At 42.4% G+C, this 18,875-nt stretch carries 11 protein-coding genes; 7 read left to right on the forward strand and 4 right to left on the reverse strand.

What is annotated here, in order from left to right; all coding sequences use genetic code 11:
• Positions 1-9 precede the first annotated feature (9 nt).
• From HMPREF2794_RS19390 to HMPREF2794_RS19400, 3 genes are all read left to right on the forward strand, one after another.
• On the forward strand, positions 10-2,553 hold the full coding sequence (locus HMPREF2794_RS19390; RefSeq protein ID WP_070752295.1) for a glycoside hydrolase family 3 C-terminal domain-containing protein: 2,544 nt from the start codon (positions 10-12) through the stop codon (positions 2,551-2,553).
• A gap of 255 nt (positions 2,554-2,808) precedes the next feature.
• The gene (locus tag HMPREF2794_RS19395) at positions 2,809-3,486 is read left to right on the forward strand and encodes an SGNH/GDSL hydrolase family protein (RefSeq protein ID WP_022301313.1); all 678 of its coding nucleotides are present in this window, start codon (positions 2,809-2,811) and stop codon (positions 3,484-3,486) included.
• A gap of 34 nt (positions 3,487-3,520) precedes the next feature.
• A complete protein-coding gene (locus HMPREF2794_RS19400) occupies positions 3,521-5,545 on the forward strand; it encodes a glycoside hydrolase family 97 protein (RefSeq protein ID WP_070752296.1) in 2,025 nt (674 codons plus the stop codon).
• Between the two features lie 133 nt (positions 5,546-5,678).
• On the opposite strand, the gene nadA is transcribed toward HMPREF2794_RS19400, so the two are convergent.
• Positions 5,679-6,617, reverse strand: coding sequence for a quinolinate synthase NadA (nadA, locus tag HMPREF2794_RS19405; protein ID WP_010535920.1), 939 nt, complete (start codon positions 6,615-6,617; stop codon positions 5,679-5,681).
• 491 nt (positions 6,618-7,108) lie between these two features.
• Between nadA and HMPREF2794_RS19415 the strand changes: the two genes are divergently transcribed.
• Positions 7,109-7,636 (forward strand): RNA methyltransferase, encoded by a 528-nt coding sequence (locus tag HMPREF2794_RS19415; RefSeq protein WP_070752299.1) that lies wholly within the window; start codon positions 7,109-7,111, stop codon positions 7,634-7,636.
• Positions 7,637-8,020: 384 nt separating this feature from the next.
• Here the strand turns inward: HMPREF2794_RS19415 and HMPREF2794_RS19420 are convergent, their stop codons facing one another.
• The gene (locus tag HMPREF2794_RS19420; RefSeq protein WP_010535923.1) at positions 8,021-8,596 is read right to left on the reverse strand and encodes a DUF4294 domain-containing protein; all 576 of its coding nucleotides are present in this window, start codon (positions 8,594-8,596) and stop codon (positions 8,021-8,023) included.
• A gap of 145 nt (positions 8,597-8,741) precedes the next feature.
• On the opposite strand from HMPREF2794_RS19420, the gene HMPREF2794_RS19425 reads away from it, so the two are divergent.
• The 3 genes from HMPREF2794_RS19425 to HMPREF2794_RS19435 all read left to right on the forward strand — a co-directional run bounded on the left by HMPREF2794_RS19425 (position 8,742) and on the right by HMPREF2794_RS19435 (position 15,820).
• Positions 8,742-10,790 (forward strand): helix-hairpin-helix domain-containing protein, encoded by a 2,049-nt coding sequence (locus HMPREF2794_RS19425; RefSeq protein WP_070752300.1) that lies wholly within the window; start codon positions 8,742-8,744, stop codon positions 10,788-10,790.
• 80 nt (positions 10,791-10,870) lie between these two features.
• Entirely contained in the window at positions 10,871-11,644 is a 774-nt protein-coding gene (locus HMPREF2794_RS19430; protein ID WP_010535925.1) for a radical SAM protein, read from the forward strand.
• Between the two features lie 291 nt (positions 11,645-11,935).
• Complete coding sequence (locus HMPREF2794_RS19435) at positions 11,936-15,820, forward strand: TIM-barrel domain-containing protein (protein WP_070752301.1); 3,885 nt, start codon at positions 11,936-11,938, stop codon at positions 15,818-15,820.
• A 238-nt stretch (positions 15,821-16,058) separates the two neighbouring features.
• Here the strand turns inward: HMPREF2794_RS19435 and HMPREF2794_RS19440 are convergent, their stop codons facing one another.
• The gene (locus HMPREF2794_RS19440; RefSeq protein ID WP_238702398.1) at positions 16,059-16,355 is read right to left on the reverse strand and encodes a hypothetical protein; all 297 of its coding nucleotides are present in this window, start codon (positions 16,353-16,355) and stop codon (positions 16,059-16,061) included.
• An 897-nt stretch (positions 16,356-17,252) separates the two neighbouring features.
• Positions 17,253-18,686, reverse strand: coding sequence for a sialate O-acetylesterase (locus HMPREF2794_RS19445; protein ID WP_070752303.1), 1,434 nt, complete (start codon positions 18,684-18,686; stop codon positions 17,253-17,255).
• Positions 18,687-18,875: the final 189 nt, after the last annotated feature.

An 18,875-nucleotide genomic window follows, 5' to 3' on the forward strand; every position in this document is an offset into this window, starting at 1 on the left:
TAACATAGAATGAAGAAACTAATTTTACTTTTAATTTTCATGCAGTTAGGGGCGGCAGTATCAAAGGCTCAGGATTTATATAAAAATATGAATGCCCCCATACACGAAAGAGTACAGGATCTGTTATCGAAACTGACAATAGAGGAAAAGGTCTCTTTGCTTCGTGCTACTTCCCCGGGAATCGAGCGTATGGGAATTGATAAATATTACATGGGAAATGAAGCGTTACACGGAATCATCCGCCCGGGAAAATTTACAGTTTTCCCGCAGGCAATCGGACTGGCCAGTATGTGGAATCCCGAATTACATCATATCATTGCCGGCGTCATTTCGGACGAAGCTCGTGCCCGCTGGAATGAACTGGAACGGGGAAAGAAACAAAAAGACCAGTTCAGTGACTTATTAACATTCTGGTCACCGACTGTCAATATGGCTCGTGACCCGCGTTGGGGACGTACCCCGGAGACGTATGGAGAAGATCCCTATTTATCCGGAGTATTGGGTACCGCTTTTGTGAAAGGATTACAAGGAGACCATCCGCGTTATCTGAAAGCTGTAGCTACTCCCAAGCATTTTGCCGCCAATAACGAAGAACATAATCGTTTTTATTGCGATGCAGCTATCACCGAAACGGACTTAAGGGAATATTATTTCCCGGCATTTGAAAAATGTATCCGCGAAGGAAAAGCGGAATCCATCATGACAGCTTACAATGCCATCAATGGGGTGCCATGTACTGCCAACAACTGGTTATTGAATAAAGTATTGAAACAGGATTGGGGTTTCAACGGATACATCGTATCCGATTGCGGTGCTCCCGGACTGTTAATGACTGACCATCGTTATGTGAAAACTCCGGAAGCGGCAGCCATGATAGCTATCAAAGCCGGACTGGATGTAGAATGTGGAGACTATGTTTTTGCCAACCCACTATTAAACGCTTACAAACAATATATGGTCAGTGCTGCCGAAATAGACAGTGCAGCCTACCGTGTACTGCGTGCACGTATGCGTTTAGGCATGTTTGATGATCCGGAAAAGAATCCGTATAATCACCTGTCCCCTAAAATCGTAGGTTGTAAGAAACATCATGACCTGGCTCTCGAAGCTGCCCGTCAGAGTATTGTATTGCTCAAAAACCAGCAAAATACTCTCCCGCTGAATGCAAAGAAAATCAAGTCAATAGCTGTGGTAGGTATCAATGCCGCCAACTGCGAATTTGGTGATTACAGCGGAACTCCGGTCAATGCTCCGGTATCTGTGCTGGATGGTATCCGCAACCGGGTAGGCAATGAAATAAAAGTAGTACATGCACCATGGGTATCTTCGGAAGAAGGTTATCAGCTTATTTCTCCAACCCATCTTCCTAACGGACTAAAGGCTGAATATTATGACAATCCTACTTTCCAGGGAACTCCTAAAACTCGTGTAGACAAAGGAATCAACTTCGAACCGAAAAATCAGGCTCCGGACCCGTTCCTGCCTAAATCTCCGCTTTCTATTCGCTGGACAGGTGAATTAGTTCCGAATATATCCGGTGAATACGTGTTCAGCTTCACCAGCGACGATGGTTGCCGGTTGTACATCGATGATCAATTGGTCATAGACGACTGGAATGTACACAGTGTACGTACAGAAAAAGGTTCTATCTCACTGGAGAAAGGAAAGAAGTATCAGTTGAAAGCCGAATATTTCGACAATGGAGGTGAAGCGATCGCCAGACTTCATTGGCGTGTACCCAGCACAGATCAGTATGACATGCTGAATATGTATGGAGATGCCTCAAAAATTATCCGTGAATCTGATGTTGTCATCGCAGTAATGGGTATCAACCAATCCATCGAACGTGAAGGACAGGACAGAAACTCCATTGAATTATCCAAAGACCAGCAAATCTTTATCCGTGAAGCTTATAAAGCCAATCCGAATACAATTGTTGTATTGGTTGCCGGCAGTTCTATGGCAATAGGATGGATGGATCAGCATATTCCGGCTATTATTGATGCCTGGTATCCGGGCGAACAAGGTGGAACGGCTATCGCTGAAGTTCTGTTTGGAGACTATAACCCGGCTGGTCGCCTGCCGTTGACTTTCTACAACAGCATTGAAGATCTTCCTGCTTTTGATGATTACAATGTCAAGAACAACCGTACTTATATGTATTTCGAAGGCAAGCCTTTGTATGCCTTCGGCTATGGACTCAGCTATACTAAATTTGATTACCGCAATTTGAATATCAAGCAAGATACTCAAAACGTTACTTTAAACTTCTCTATAAAGAACAGTGGTAAATACAATGGTGACGAAGTAGCTCAGGTATATGTGAAATTCCCCGATCAGGGAATCAAGACTCCATTGAAACAACTCAAAGGATTTAAACGTGTGCACATCAAGAAAGGAGCTACCGAACAAATATCCATAGAAATTCCGAAAGAAGAATTACGTCTGTGGGATGATCAGAAGAAACAATTCTATACACCTTCGGGAACATACCATTTCATGGTCGGCAAATCTTCTGATAATATCTGTTTGCAAAAGACAGCGGAACTATAATTGTTCCATAAGAAGGCAGGCTGATATTATTAATAGTCACCTCAATACTGTAAATGCGGAGATACTGATTCTAAATAAAGAACGGTATTCTCCGCATTTCTTTATCATCACAGTCAGATTAAAAATAGATACTGTAAAGCGCGGAAATAAACCGTTTGCTGCAAATGTTTCATTTTTTGCTCTGTTTATATATACTTTCCAGCTTATTCTTGACTACTTTTGACACATCAAATTTATTTATTTATTCTAATTATCATGAAACACGTAATTACATTCATCCTATTGTTTTTGTGTATCCCCGTATTTGCCCAACAAAAGATTGCACGCGAATATATCGAATGGTCTGACATCTGGATTCCCGGAGCCAACAAAACAGACCTTCCCCATGTATTGCTTATCGGTAATTCCATCACACGCGGATATTACGGAAAAGTAGAAGAAGCACTGAAAGAAAAGGCATATGTAGGACGGCTTTCCAATTCGAAAAGTGTAGGAGATCCGGCTTTAATCGACGAACTGGCAGTGATACTCAAAAACACCAAGTTCGATGTTATCCATTTCAATAATGGCTTGCACGGATTCGATTATACCGAAGAAGAATATGATAAAAGTTTCCCTCAATTAATCAAAGTCATCCGTAAATATGCCCCTAAAGCAAAACTGATCTGGGCAACTACCACTCCTGTCCGCACCGGAGAAGGTATGAAAGAATTTGCTCCCATCACCGAACGATTGAAAGTCCGTAACCAAATTGCACTGAAACATATCAATCGTGCCGGCATAGAGGTGAATGACTTATGGAAAGTGGTCATCGATCATCCCGAATATTATGCAGGCGGAGACGGAACACATCCGGTCGATGCAGGATATTCAGCTTTAGCTGCCCAAGTCGTTTCCGTTCTGAAAGACAAGTTACAACAAACTCATAAATAAACAAACTATCTGTCATTGACTAAAACCGAATCATATGGATAAGAAAAAAATCTGTTATTTAATACTCCTTTGTTTATTCTCTCTGAGCTGTACACTACAGGCTGAGAAATACGAAACTGTTTCTCCTGACGGAAAACTGAAGATTAAACTGAAAATAGACAACGGTACCCAATATGAAGTATGGTACGATCATACACAACTGATACTCCCCTCTTCCATCGGCTTACATCTGGCTGACGGCAGAGTAATCGGTAACGGAAGTGTAAAGTCGGCTAAGAAAAGAAAAGTCGATCAGACCATCGACGTACCTGTCGGGAAAAATAAAGTATTACAGGATGCTTATAATGAACTGACCATTTCTTTTACTGATAACTACGATCTCGTGGTACGTGCTTATGATGAAGGAGTAGCCTATCAGTTCGTTACCCGTCTGGACGGAGAAATAACGATTATCAGTGAAGATGCCATTTTCAATTTCGCTTCTACTCCGACTATCTATTATCCGGAATGCGATGCTAATTATTCCGGTGAAAAAGACCAGTCCGGTCGCACCCACCAGGTACATCAGGGATACAGGAACTTCGAAAGGCTCTATAAAGTGTACAAAGGTCCGTTGGAAATTCCTTACGAACATTTCGCTGTTTCTCCGGTATTATACGAATATCCCGATTCTCCCTATAAAGTAGTCATTACAGAATCGAATACCTATGATTATCCGGCTCTGTACATGGAATCCAACGGCTACAATTCCATGCGGGGAAAATGGGCTAACTATCCGAAAGAAACAATGGATTCCGATCCGTCAAATCCTTATTACTGGTACTCCAATCATCTGGTTATCTCCAGAGAAAATTACATTGCAAAAACGGACGGAAACCGTAGCTTTCCCTGGCGGGTAATCATTGTCTCGGAAGAAGATAAATCATTGTTGAATAATGAACTGGTATATAAACTGGCCGACCCTTGCCGTCTGACCGATACTTCTTGGATTCAACCGGGCAAAAGTGCATGGGAATGGTGGCATAAAGCAGTTCTGGAAGGGGTTGACTTCCCCAGTGGAAATAAGCAGCTATCGCTCCAGTTATATAAATACTACGTAGACTGGGCTTCAAAGAATCATATCGAATATATGACTTTAGATGCCGGATGGTCCGAAGACTATCTGAAAGAACTATGTTCATACGCCAAAGAAAGGAATGTGAAGATTATCGTCTGGACATGGGCCAGTTGTGCCAAAGAAAATCCCAGCGACTGGATCGCTAAAATGCACAGTTACGGAGTATCCGGAGCAAAAATCGACTTCTTCGAACGAAATGACCAGATAGCTATGCGATGGGGAAAAGAGTTTGCCGAACGTCTGGCGGAAAAGAAAATGGTAGCTGTTTTCCATGGCTGTCCCGTTCCTACCGGATTGCATCGTACGTATCCCAACATATTGAATTATGAAGCTGTAAGAGGAGCGGAATGTAACTTCTGGGAAAAGACGTTAACTCCCGAATATCACACCCGTTTCCCGTTCATCCGTTTATTGGCAGGACCGGCGGATTATACTCCGGGATCGATGAGAAGTGTCACTCAAAGTGAATTCAAACCAATGGATATAGATAATACTCCGCCTATGAGCATGGGAACACGTTCGCACGAATTATCCATGTTTGTTATTTACGATCAATGGATGGCTTATTTGTGCGACTCACCGACCGAATACAATAAATATCCGGATGTGCTCGACTTCCTTTCTAAAGTTCCTGCCGTATGGGATAAGACCTTGCCATTGCAAGCAAAATTAAGCGAATACATCGTGACAGCCAAACAAAAAGGCAATGACTGGTATGTGGGCGGAATGACCAACTGGGATGCCCGTTCCACAGAAATAAACCTCAACTTCCTGAAAGACAATGTCTCCTATCAGGCAACTATCTTTAAAGACGCTCCAAATTCCTATGAGCAACCTAAAGAATATATGGTAGAGAAAAGAACAGTGGATAATAAAACTATATTGAATATGGATATGGCAAAAGGCGGTGGATTCGTTATCCGTCTGGAAGCAGAAAACTAATATCGCTATGAATGAAATTTAAATGAGATAATTACATCTCAAAGAACGGTACCATCTGATGCACGGAATGGTACACTTCAATACATTAAACGGTACCTTCCGACATACTGGATGGTACCGTTTGTATATCCTATCATAATCCCAACTTTGCAGAAATCTCCAGCATCCGCTGAATAGGCTTTACCGCCTTCTCCGCTATCTCAGGATCAACGGTAATCTCCGGTGACTCATTCTTCAGACACTCATAGAGCTTCTCTAACGTATTCAACCGCATAAAGCTACACTCGTTACATCCGCAGGTACTATCGTTCGGCGGAGCAGGGATAAACGTTGTTTGGGGACACTTCTTCTGCATCTCATGCAAGATACCTGATTCGGTAGCCACAATATACGTATTTTCCGGATGGTTCACTGCATACTTCAGCAGTGCAGCTGTAGATCCTACCACATCTGCCAGTTTCAACACAGTACTTTTGCATTCGGGATGTGCCAGAACCAACGCTTCCGGATGCTGCGCTTTCAGTTCCACAATCTTTTCCACCGAGAACTGTTCGTGCACATGGCAAGCTCCGTCCCAAAGCAACATATTCCTGTTCGTAACTGAGTTGATATAATTTCCCAGATTCCGGTCCGGACCAAAGATTATTTTCTCATCTTCGGGGAAACTTTCCACGATCTGCCGTGCATTGGTGGAAGTCACCACCACATCCGTTACCGCTTTCACAGCAGCTGTCGTGTTAACGTATGAAATAACGGTATGCCCCGGGTGCTCTTTGACAAACTGCGCAAACTGGTCCGCCGGACAACTGTCCGCCAACGAACACCCTGCTTCCATGTCAGGCACCAGTACTTTCTTATCCGGACAAAGCACTTTTGCCGTCTCACCCATAAAGTGAACGCCACACATCACAATGATGTCCGCCTCCGTCTTGGCAGCCAGCTGGGCCAACGCCAGACTGTCACCAACGTAATCAGCGATATCCTGTATTTCACCCTTCTGGTAGTAGTGCCCCAGAATGATTGCATTCTTTTCTTTCTTCAGCTCCTTAATAGCCTTTATGAGATTATTCATAATAATATTCTTTTATTTCCTCCTTTTAAAAAAAATCCTTTGTTAGTGATGATAGCCTGTTAATAATGTTAGCAAATAAATACGATTTTCCTTGCCGGATAAGTTATTAGTCTATCCTTCTGTTTTATGAGTCCGTTATGAACGGATGTAAAGCAGAAGATTTACTATTTATTATCTTCATTATCAATGTAAGCCTTGTCAAATGGGAGAATACTATTAACTCCCTGTTGATAAAGTGCAAAGTTAAAAACTTTATGGATATAAACAGGCAGATAAGTGCTGAAAAATATGTTGATGGATGCATAGAAAGTTTAGGCTTAGTTTTTTGGAATGTTCATAAGGAGTGTCCCTTATACCTTCTTTTGAATAATGCAAGAATTATTTTTCAAATTCTTTCCCGATTGTTTTGACAGGTTTTAAACCGTTATCAACACCTCTGTTAACAGAAAAGAACTACCTTTGCAACCGAAATGTAATAGAAGGAAGAACGTATGCGAAAACTGAAAATAACAGAGCTGAACCGTATCAGTGCCGAAGAGTTTAAACAGGCAGAAAAACTGCCTCTGGTAGTAGTGTTGGATGATATTCGTAGCCTGCATAATATAGGTTCCGTGTTTCGTATCTCGGATGCTTTCCGTATCGAGTGTATCTATCTGTGTGGAATAACGGCTACTCCTCCCCACCCCGAAATGCATAAGACGGCTTTGGGCGCAGAGTTCACTGTTGACTGGAAGTATGTTAATAACGCTGTTGATGCTGTTGATAACCTCCGCAAAGAAGGATATATTGTCTATTCGATAGAACAGGCGGAAGGCAGCATTATGTTGGATCAACTCGAACTGGACAAGACGAAAAGATACGCTATCGTAATGGGAAATGAAGTGAAAGGGGTGCAACAGGAAGTGATTGATCATTCGGATGGCTGTATCGAGATTCCCCAATATGGTACCAAGCATTCTCTGAACGTGTCTGTAACAACGGGTATTGTCATCTGGGATTTGTTCAAAAAGCTGCGTTGACAGTATAAAATCAGTCGGTTAATAATTAGTTAATAAGTGGTTGATATCGTAGTTAACTTGCTATTAATCAATATTCTTTTTCTGTTCATAATTGTGTGGGACGATAAGAGAGTATTGTAGCAACCTACTCTTAGATGAGTCTGATTGATTCAGTGTTTATTAACCATCCTGTTTCAAGCTGTTATCAGATGGCATCACAGCTATTAATAGCTGACTTCTCAGCTGTTAATACTTGTCATGCAGTGTATTAACACCTGAGAAGTCAACTGTTAATACCCTGAAAGTCAGATAAAGCGGGGTAATTTTCCTATGGTGATAGTGGAATTAGATTTAATAGAGATATGATGGTTAATAAGGACGTTGATAACCTTATAACAAGGTGAATCAGATTTGTCCGTTCTCTACCAGCAGCACGACTCTTTCCGTCAGTTTATCTTCTCCCAACGGATCATATTCCTTTTTCAGACTGGCACCGAACAATGCAGCGAACGTCTGATAGAATCCTGCTTTGAAAGGTCCCATAAATGCTTTTACCAGTTCATAACTGGTAGAATTGCTTTGTCGGTCTATCAATTTAATCAAGAGTTTACCCTGTGCAAAAGAGAGTTTCTTCATCCGTGCGGTATATTGTTCTTTCAATCCTTTTTCCACACGTTTCAGATGTTTCTGACGTGCCTTCTCGTTGGGTAATGTCTGAAGATATTCGTAAGTTTCGATGATAGCCTGGTTAATTTCTTTGGAGATAGGATATACCTTCTTTACGTTACGTACCAGCCGATAGTATTCCAGACGTTCTTTTTCATTCTTGAATTTAAGTGGGCGGAAGATATAAACAGTTCTTAACTGGATACATGGAATGGTATCCCCGTTGTAGATACACATAGGAACCAGGTATCCGTTGATGCTTTGCTTGTCCTGTGCCTGTATCTTCGATGAACAGACCATAGCAAACGCCATCATTATTACTATGTTAAGCCTCCTTTTCACATTACAAAAATAGAATTAAAATTTTATTATTCAGATATTTCTTTTAGACGTTAACCTATTTAAAGTATCTTTGCGCCCTTGTCTGTAAAAACGCAAGGTACAAACAAATAATTTATTAATGAAAACTACTCAACTATTTCGGTTGATAAGTATTATAAACAGCCTGTTCATTATTCCTGCTTGTAGTGCTCAAAACCCTTCTCAAAGTATTATAGAAGATATTTTTGAAGATTTATCTGTTAATAATAGTGTTGATAATGCTGTTAATGAACCCAACTGGGAGAATGAATTGGAAGAACTGTCCGTCCGTCTTCACGAACCTGTAGATTTAAACCGGGCTACCCGTCAACAACTGGAACAATTTCCTTTTCTCAGTGATATTCAGATTGAACATCTGCTGGCCTATATATATGTGCACGGGCAAATGGAGACCCTTTATGAACTTCAGTTAATAGAGGATATGGACAGGCAGACCATTCAGTATCTATTGCCTTTCGTATGTATCAAAGCTATTAACAATGAGTCGTCTTTTCGGTGGAAAACTATGTTGAAAAGCGCTATGAAGTATGGGAAGAATGAAGTTCTAACTCGCATAGATATACCGTTTTACGAGCGGAAAGGTTATGAACATACCTATTTGGGACCTTCTGTTTATAACTCTGTTAAGTATGCTTTCCGTTACCGCGATCAGCTCTATGCAGGTCTCGTTGCGGAGAAGGATGCCGGAGAACCTTTCTTTGCTCTGCACAATCGTCAAGGGTATGATTATTATTCTTTTTATCTCTTACTCAAAGATTGTGGGCGGTTAAAAACATTGTCTGTTGGTAACTATCGGTTAAGTTTCGGACAGGGGCTGGTGATTAGCACGGATTACTTACTGGGAAAGACCGTATATGCCTCTTCTTTCAACACCCGCAGCGGAGGAATCAAGAAACATTCTTCTACTGACGAAACTAATTATTTTCGGGGAGCGGCGGCAACTGTAAGCATTACAAAACAATGGAGTGTATCCGGCTTTTACTCACACCGTTCGCTGGACGGTGTGCTGACCGATGGCGAAATAACTTCTATCTACAAAACCGGACTACACCGCAGTCAGAAAGAAGCCGATAAGAAGAATCTATTCACCATGCAGCTGACCGGTGGAAACGTAAGTTATCAACAAAACCGTATCCGTCTGGGTATCACCGGAATTTACTATGTTTTCAACCGACCTTATGAACCGCAATTAACAGGTTATTCCCAATACAACATTCATGGAAATCAGTTCTACAATTTGGGGATAGACTATGCCTGTCGCTGGCATCGTTTTTCTTTTCAAGGAGAGACGGCTATGGGAAAACAAGGCAGTGCTACTTTGAACCGTCTTCAGTATTCACCGGTGGAAGGAACTCAGTTGATGATCGTACAACGATACTATTCATATAATTATTGGGCTATGTTCGCCCATTCTTTTGGGGAAGGAAGTACGGTTCAGAATGAACAGGGGTATTATCTGGGATTGGAAACCTCTCCTTTTCGGCACTGGCACTTCTTTGCTTCCTTCGATCTGTTTTCTTTCCCGTGGAAGAAATACCGGATCAGCCAGCCTTCCCATGGCGTAGACGGATTGTTTCAGGCTACGTTTACTCCGCACAGTCATCTGACGATGTACTTAAAATATCGATATAAACAGAAAGAACGTGACTTGACAGATAGCAAAGAAAAACTAACGCTTCCTATTTTTCATCACCAACTCCGATATCGTTTGAACTATTTTGGGGGAGATGTGTTTAGCAGTCGTACAACTTTAGATTACAACCATTTTCATTCTCAAGACAGGGCTGCTAGTAAAGGATATCAAGTTACACAAATGATATCCTCCCAACTGCCTTGGACCAGGCTGTTTGCTGACGTTCAAGGCAGTTATTTTTCTACAGACGATTATGACTCGCGTGTTTATGTATCAGAGAAAGGATTGCTTTATACATTTTACACTCCGTCCTTCCAGGGGCGTGGATTCCGTTGTGCCGTCCGTCTGAGATATGAACTGAATGAACATTGGATGTTGATAACTAAGTTCGGAGAAACGATCTATCTCGACCGGAATGAAATAGGTTCCGGCAACGATTTAATACAGGGAAATAAAAAAGCAGACGTACAAATGCAACTTCGTATTAAGTTTTGAAGTATCTTTGCCCTGCATAGGAGAATATCTGAATAGTGTACATTTAATTGTTAATACTAAATCGTCAAATCGTAAATAAAATGACTATTATTTTTCCTTCCCCCATTTTCGGCCCTGTTCATTCCCGCCGTTTGGGCGTATCTTTGGGAATCAACTTATTGCCGGAAGATGGTAAAGTTTGCTCGTTCGACTGCATTTATTGTGAATGTGGCTTCAATGCCGACCATCGTCCGAAAAAACATCTGCCTGCTCGTGAAGAAGTACGTACCGCTCTCGAAGAAAAGCTGAAAGATATGCAGCAGAACGGTCCTGCTCCCGATGTTCTGACATTTGCCGGAAACGGTGAACCGACTGCTCACCCTCATTTTCCGGAAATCATAGAAGATACACTGGCACTTCGGGATCATTATTTTCCGAAAGCAAAAGTAAGTGTATTGAGTAATTCCACATTTATCGACCGCCCTGCCGTATTCGATGCACTGAACAAGATAGATAACAATATCCTGAAACTGGATACGGTAAACGAAGAATATATTCATCTCCTCGATCGTCCCAATGGAAAATATTCCGTAAGGAAGATTATCGAAAAGATGAAAGAATTCAAGGGCAACTGTATTATTCAGACCATGTTTCTGAAAGGAAGTTATCTGGGAAAAGATATGAATAACACATCCGATGAGTTTGTACTTCCTTGGCTGGAAGCAGTCAAAGAGATTGCCCCGAGGCAAGTAATGATCTATACGATTGACCGGGAAACTCCCGACCATGATCTGCAGAAAGCCACTCACGAAGAGCTGGACCGGATTGTGGATCTGATAAAAGAAACGGGAATTCCGGCAACGGCATCCTATTGACAATTTAACCTGAGAATCATTTTTTAACACGCCTAACAACTAATATTATGAAACACACGAATTTAGTCTTTTATCTTGGCAGGTATTTCCTGAATGCCTGTCACCTTGTTACCCGAATAAAGTGCCATGCTATTGCCCTCCACTTATCCTGATGGGATTTGTGAATAAATAATAATAAAACAGCTCCCGTTTTAGGGTAACTGGAAGATAAAGTGTATTTATCACCGAACGAGTAATATTTTATAATCTGATATTAACAATCTTAATGTCTAATACTTAATAAATAGAATCATGAAAAAAGAACCCCCCTTCTATTTGCGACATTTCAGGCATATTGCCGTTTTACTATTTTTATCTTTGTTTTCCTTTTTATCTATACAAGCATCCGTAACTTCGGATCAGAGTGACGTTTCTTCGGCAGCCGTCCGGCAGGAACAGACATCGGGCATTCTCCGTGCGGAGAAAATAAATCCGACGACGGTTGATGTATTGTTCTCAAACCGGCAACGGATGACTATCGACTTTTACGGAGAAAATATTTTCCGTGTCTTTCAGGACAATTCCGGCGGTGTCATTCGTGATCCCGAGGCAAAGCCGGAAGCACAGATACTTGTCGACCAGCCCCGGCGCAAAGTTTCCGGACTGACGGTGGAAGAGAAAGGAGGAGATATCACCCTGACTACCGCCAGAGTACGGATTGAATTGAATAAGCAGACCGGACTGATGAAAGTCTTTAATCTGTTGACAAATAAATGCGTCATCGAAGAAGTCGCTCCGGTAGCATTCGGTCCTAAAGAAGTGACCGTGACATTGAAAGAGAATCCCGAAGAATACTTCTATGGAGGTGGTGTGCAAAACGGACGCTTCTCTCATAAAGGCAAAGTCATTGCCATCGAAAACCAGAATAGCTGGACAGATGGCGGAGTGGCCTCTCCTACTCCTTTCTACTGGTCCACCAATGGCTACGGAATGATGTGGTACACTTTCAAAAAAGGCGGGTACGACTTTGGAGCAACAGAAAAAAACAAAGTGAAACTATCTCACAATTCTTCTTACCTTGATATTTTTTATATGGTCAACGACGGAGCCGTTTCCTTGTTGAATGATTTCTATCAGTTGACGGGGAACCCCGTTCTGTTGCCCAAATTCGGTTTTTACGAAGGACATCTCAACGCCTACAATCGTGACTACTGGAAGGAAGACGAAAAAGGAATTCTCTTTGAAGACGGAAAGCGTTATAAGGAAAGCCAGAAAGATAATGGCGGTATCAAAGAGTCTCTGAACGGCGAAAAGAACAATTACCAATTTTCGGCACGTGCTGTGATCGACCGTTACAAGAATCAGGATATGCCTCTCGGATGGTTACTTCCGAATGACGGTTACGGAGCCGGATACGGACAGACGGAAACACTGGACGGCAATATTGCCAATCTGAAAAGTCTCGGAGATTATGCCCGCAAAAACGGTGTGGAAATAGGGCTCTGGACACAGTCGGACTTGCATCCGAAAGAAGGTGTAAGTGCCTTGTTGCAGCGTGATATCGTGAAAGAAGTCCGTGATGCCGGCGTGCGTGTACTGAAAACTGACGTGGCATGGGTAGGAGCCGGTTATTCCTTCGGATTGAATGGAGTGGCGGACGTAGGACATATTATGCCTTATTATGGCAGTGATGCCCGTCCATTTATCATCTCTCTGGATGGCTGGGCAGGCACGCAACGCTATGCCGGAATCTGGTCGGGCGACCAGACAGGCGGTGTCTGGGAATATATCCGTTTCCACATCCCGACCTATATCGGTTCCGGTCTGTCCGGCCAGCCGAACATTTGTTCGGATATGGACGGTATCTTCGGTGGAAAAAACGAAGTAGTCAATATACGTGATTTCCAATGGAAAACATTTACTCCTATGCAGTTGAATATGGATGGCTGGGGAGCCAACGAAAAGTACCCCCATGCTTTAGGCGAACCGGCTACATCCATTAACCGCATGTATCTGAAACTGAAATCCGAACTGATGCCTTACGCTTATAGCTTTGCCAAGGAAGCGGTAGACGGAATGCCGCTGATCCGTGCCATGTTCCTGGACTATCCGAATCCGTATACTTATGGTACGGCTACCTGTTACCAGTATATGTACGGTACGGATTTTCTCGTAGCACCTGTCTATCAGGCAACCAAAGCCGATAAGGAAGGCAATGATATCCGTAACGGCATCTATCTGCCCGAAGGTACATGGATTGATTATTTCACCGGTGAGAAATACGAAGGCAACTGTATCCTCAACAATTTTGAAACACCTATTTGGAAGTTGCCTGTATTTGTAAAAAGCGGAGCGATTATTCCCATGACTCATCCCAATAATAATGTCAGCGAGATAGATCCCTCCCTCCGTATCTACGAACTTTACCCGAACCGACACATGGCAACCGTGGAATACGATGACGATGGTGTGACCGAAGCCTACAAACGCGAACAGTCAGTTTCCACTATCATCGAGTCCAACGTAGATAAAAAGAACCGCCTTACCGTTACCATTCACCCGACTGCCGGAAACTTTGACGGCTTTGTGAAAGAAAAAAGGACGGAACTGCGTATCAACGTCACAGAGAAACCGAAGAAACTTTCTGCCCGGATCAATAACAAGACGGTAAAACTGACAGAAGTAAACACCCCCGAAGATTATCGTAAAGGTGAGAATGTGTACTGGTATGAAGCTGCCCCTGACTTGAATAAGTTTGCAACCAAAGGCAGCGAATTTGAAAAAGTAGTCATCACAAAGAATCCGCTGGTGCATGCTAAATTAGCGTCTGTCGATGTGACCGCCAATCAGGTGGTACTGAACATGGAAGGTTTCCGCTTCGAACCGGCTGACCGCCATCGTGTATCGACAGGGGTGCTGACTGCCCCGCAGAATTTCCGTATAACGGAAGAAAATAGAGAAGCATATACCTTGAAACCTACTTGGGACAAACTGGCTAATGCTGATTTCTACGAAATCGAGTTTAACGGAATGCTTTATACTACCATACGTGATACGGAATTGCTGTTTGAAGATCTGGAAGCGGATACCCCCTATTCTTTCAAACTCCGTGCAGTCAATAAAGACGGCGTTTCCGACTGGGCGGAACTCCAGGTGAAGACAAAGACGAACCCGTTGGAATTTGCTATTCAGGGCATTGAAGGAGAATCAACGGCAGCTGCACAAGGCGGAGCCGGTGTGAACCGCTTGTTCGACTTTGCAGAATCCGGAGATAACTGGCACACGAAGTATAATGTAAGTGCAGTTCCGTTCGATTTGATTATCGACCTCAAAACGGTTAACCAACTGGATAAATTCCATTATCTGCCACGTACGGATGCCGGAAACGGTACACTGCTGAAAGGTTCCGTATCTTACAGCATGGACAAGGAACACTGGACGGAAGCCGGAGCATTCGACTGGAAGCGGGATGCTGACGTGAAAGTCTTTGAGTTTACCGCTCATCCTACGGCACGTTACATCAAACTCAGCATTACGGCAGGTGTAGGCAATTATGGTTCCGGTCGTGAGCTGTATGTATTCAAAGTACCGGGAACGGCAAGTTATCTGCAAGGAGACATCAACAATGATGGCAAGATCGACCGCAACGACCTGATTTCGTATATGAACTACACGGGCCTGCGTCGCGGAGATTCGGACTTCGAAGGATACATCAGCAAGGGAGACATCAACCTGAATGACTTGATAGATGCCTATGACATTTCTGTCGTGGCCACTCAACTTGACGGTGGTGTCGACAGGAAAGCTACGGAGAAAGTATCGGGTTCTCTGTCCATCAGTACTCCGAAGAAGCTGTATCAAAAGGACGAAATCGTTGAAATCCGTGTGAAAGGCAATGAGCTGAAGTCGGTGAATGCCCTTAGTTTTGCTCTGCCTTACGACCAGAATGACTATGAATTTGTAGGTGTGGAACCGTTGAACATGAAAGCCATGGAGAACCTGACTTACGACCGATTGCATACGAATGGCGTGAAATCTCTCTATCCTACTTTCGTCAATATGGGAAAACAGGAATCACTCGAAGGTTCGGAAGATTTGTTCATACTGAAACTGAAAGCGAAACGGAAAGTGAAGTTTGAACTGACTTTGAAAGACGGAATGCTGGTTGATAAGCGACTGAGGATGCATTCATTTTAAAATGTGCTTCATGTAAAGCATTGATATATAAAATAAAAAGAGGATGCCTGTGGGGAAACTGTGGGCATCCTCTTTGGGAGACAGACGGGAAGGAGTACTTTCACAAGCAGTCCTTCAGTCTGCTACCTCCACATATTTAATCTGGTTAGGATTATTGAATGGTCTCTTTTATTAATAAATGTATTGAACATCTCTTCTTGGGGGAGTGAGCATCATCTATTCTCTTGGATAATAATCTTTATTCAATTGCACGCAAACTGATTAGTTCCAGCCATTTATTCATACTCAGGTCAATACCTCCTTTGGCTAAATATTGAATAGCTTTTTTATAATGCGGGTTGTCTTGTTCTCCAAATAAATTGTTACTTAGTTCCCCAAGATTATAATAAAGACGTGCCATCTGCATATAGTCCAGCATGGTATAATTTTCATCGACAGCTCCGTCAACCAAACGGTTCAACAGGTTATAAGCAATTCCCTTTTTTTCTTCCGATAATTCGGAGAGTGGAGACTGAAGGAGTTTAGTGGATTGCATTAACCGAATAATGTCCTTTTTGAAATCTGATTGCATGTTTTGTCAGGTTGCCGCATCAGTTTCCTGTTGGTGCGTGATTTATAAAAAAGAGGACGTGGAAACTATCTACTTATGCCACCATAGGTATCCACTACGACCCTTCCACGACATAAGTGATAGTCCCACGCCCAATTTGGTATATAACAAAGTTTATATACAATTGTGCGCGAGACCCGTCACTCATTGTCACTCGTGGATAAAATTAGTGGATTCTATGGTGAGTGCAATAAATAACCGTTCTCAATACAAAATTTAAAAGCTTTCTTTCTACAAGCGAAAGTAAGCATGTGACAAAAGTAGCAATAAATATTTGTAAAGCAAATAATATTGTTTTATAATTTGGGTGTAATAATAAAGAGAAATGATAGTCGGTGTCATTCAATTAATTGATTCTCATTTCAATTTTACTGCAATAGCGGGCAAAACTTTATGGTTCATTGAGCGAAATCATGAGGACGATTTACTTGTTTCTTCCGTATGAATTAATGATTTCTCCTTATCTATTTAGTCATTTCTTCTTCATCTATTCATGTGATGCACTTGTGTAACTGTCGTGTTGCAGAAGTGTAATCAATCAGTTGCACAAGTCTGTCTGAATGATTGCTTAAGTAAAAATAGATACTATCCAGGAATAAGTAATTAATGTGCTGATATCTTGTTTGTTACAGGAAAAGTGCAGTTTTCTCATAGAGAAAGATAAAAACGTCCTATAGTTTTTTGTGAACTTCTCTTAAAAAAGAGGACTTTTGAGGGATAAATAATTGATTAGTAGCTCTGTGACATTTTTGTTTTTCCCTGTATAATACTTAAGATAAAGACAAAAATGTCACAGGTTGTTGGAGGCGTTCCGGAGAGTTCTTATTTTACATCATCCCATGTATCCGTCCGGAATGGGAAAGCAGCTATACCCAACGTATTACGTAAGGTGATATGGTCAACATAATTGCGGAAAGCATATCGAACGGCTACCGGTTGGGTAACTTGGTCACTCCATACCTCTACGTTTCTTGTGCGGCCTGCAATTCGTGCTTTTGCCGGATAAAACTTCTTATCGGCTCCTGCAAGCTCAAAACCTTCCAATTCACAGTTGCCCGGTGCAAGTCCGTAGGGAGCATTGTCAAGTGTAACAATGGCTTTATTGCCGGAATATTCTACCTTTGTCATCATCGGTCCGGTAGATGGGAATTTATGGAGACCGTATGTTTTGGTCAGTGCGAGATTAGCCAATCGAAGTCCTACTACGTTTTTCTGAGGAGGATGAATGCAGAACTCGTCGCCGACATCTATTGTAGGAATCATTCCGGAGTTGGGAATAGTCTTCAATGCTTTCATTTGTGCTTCCTGCAATAAGGCGGAATTTATGTTCCGGCTGTTTCCGTATTTGTGCGGGGCAATCTGGACATAATAAAAAGGCATATCCGGTGCTTCCCATACATTTCTCCAGAGCTGAACCATTGCTGTCATCATCGGGGCGTAGAGCTGATAGTTGAATATATTCGATTCTCCTTGATACCAAAGGAAACCACGTGCTGTATAGTTTTTCACGGGCAATAACATAATATTATACAGGCATTGTAGCCGGCTGTTCGTATCCAGTTTGGGATTTTTGGCAGCTTCTATGTTTGCACCTTCCACAGAAGCCAGCGTTTCTTCCGTCATCCATGCCTCAATCCGTGAACCTCCCCAGCTATTGATGACCAGTCCTACAGGGAGATGGAGCGTTTCAGTCAATTGTTTGGCGAAGAAGTAACCCGCGGCACTACAATCCATCGTTGTTTCGGGCGAAGAAACTTCCCATTTTGCTCCTTCGAAGTCTGCCCGTTCTTTCACTCCTTTTGTTCTGGGAACGGTGATAAAACGGATACGGTCGCGATAGTTGCCTGCATTCAGAAGGGTTTCTAACGAATGGTCGATAGGTTGCCCCATATTTCCTTTCATAGTCATTTCCATATTGGACTGACCGGAGCATATCCATACTTCCCCTATTAATATATCTGATAGAGTGGTGCGAGTGCCGTCACTGATCGTGATGGAATAAGGCGTGTAACTCCCGGCAGGAGTGTCGACCTTGACCAGCCAGGCCCCGTCCTTGTCTGGTGTTACCTTGTAAGTCCGGTTGTTCCAGGAAGTGGTGACAGTCACTTTTTTACCGTCTGCCCATCCCCATAGTTTGACAGAACTGTTTTGTTGGAGTACCATGTGATCTCCCATCATGGCAGGAAGCCTCACTTTGCCTTGTGCAAGTGAAAAGAATAAAAGAGAAAGTGTAAAAATCAGGAAATGTTTTTTCATACTATTGTTTCATTAATTAGAATTTGATAAATACTTCATTTAGGTATGGGACAAAATTACAATCTAATTTGAATATGGAATAATACTATTTAGTCATTCTCTGACAGATTTTGGTCGATTTATTCAAATCTTGCTTTTCTTCCACTGATTCAATTTCCTTCCCCATAGGCTTGCCGGAGAAAGAAGTTT

The organism is Bacteroides sp. HMSC067B03 (assembly GCF_001811315.1).
Classification (GTDB): domain Bacteria; phylum Bacteroidota; class Bacteroidia; order Bacteroidales; family Bacteroidaceae; genus Bacteroides; species Bacteroides faecis.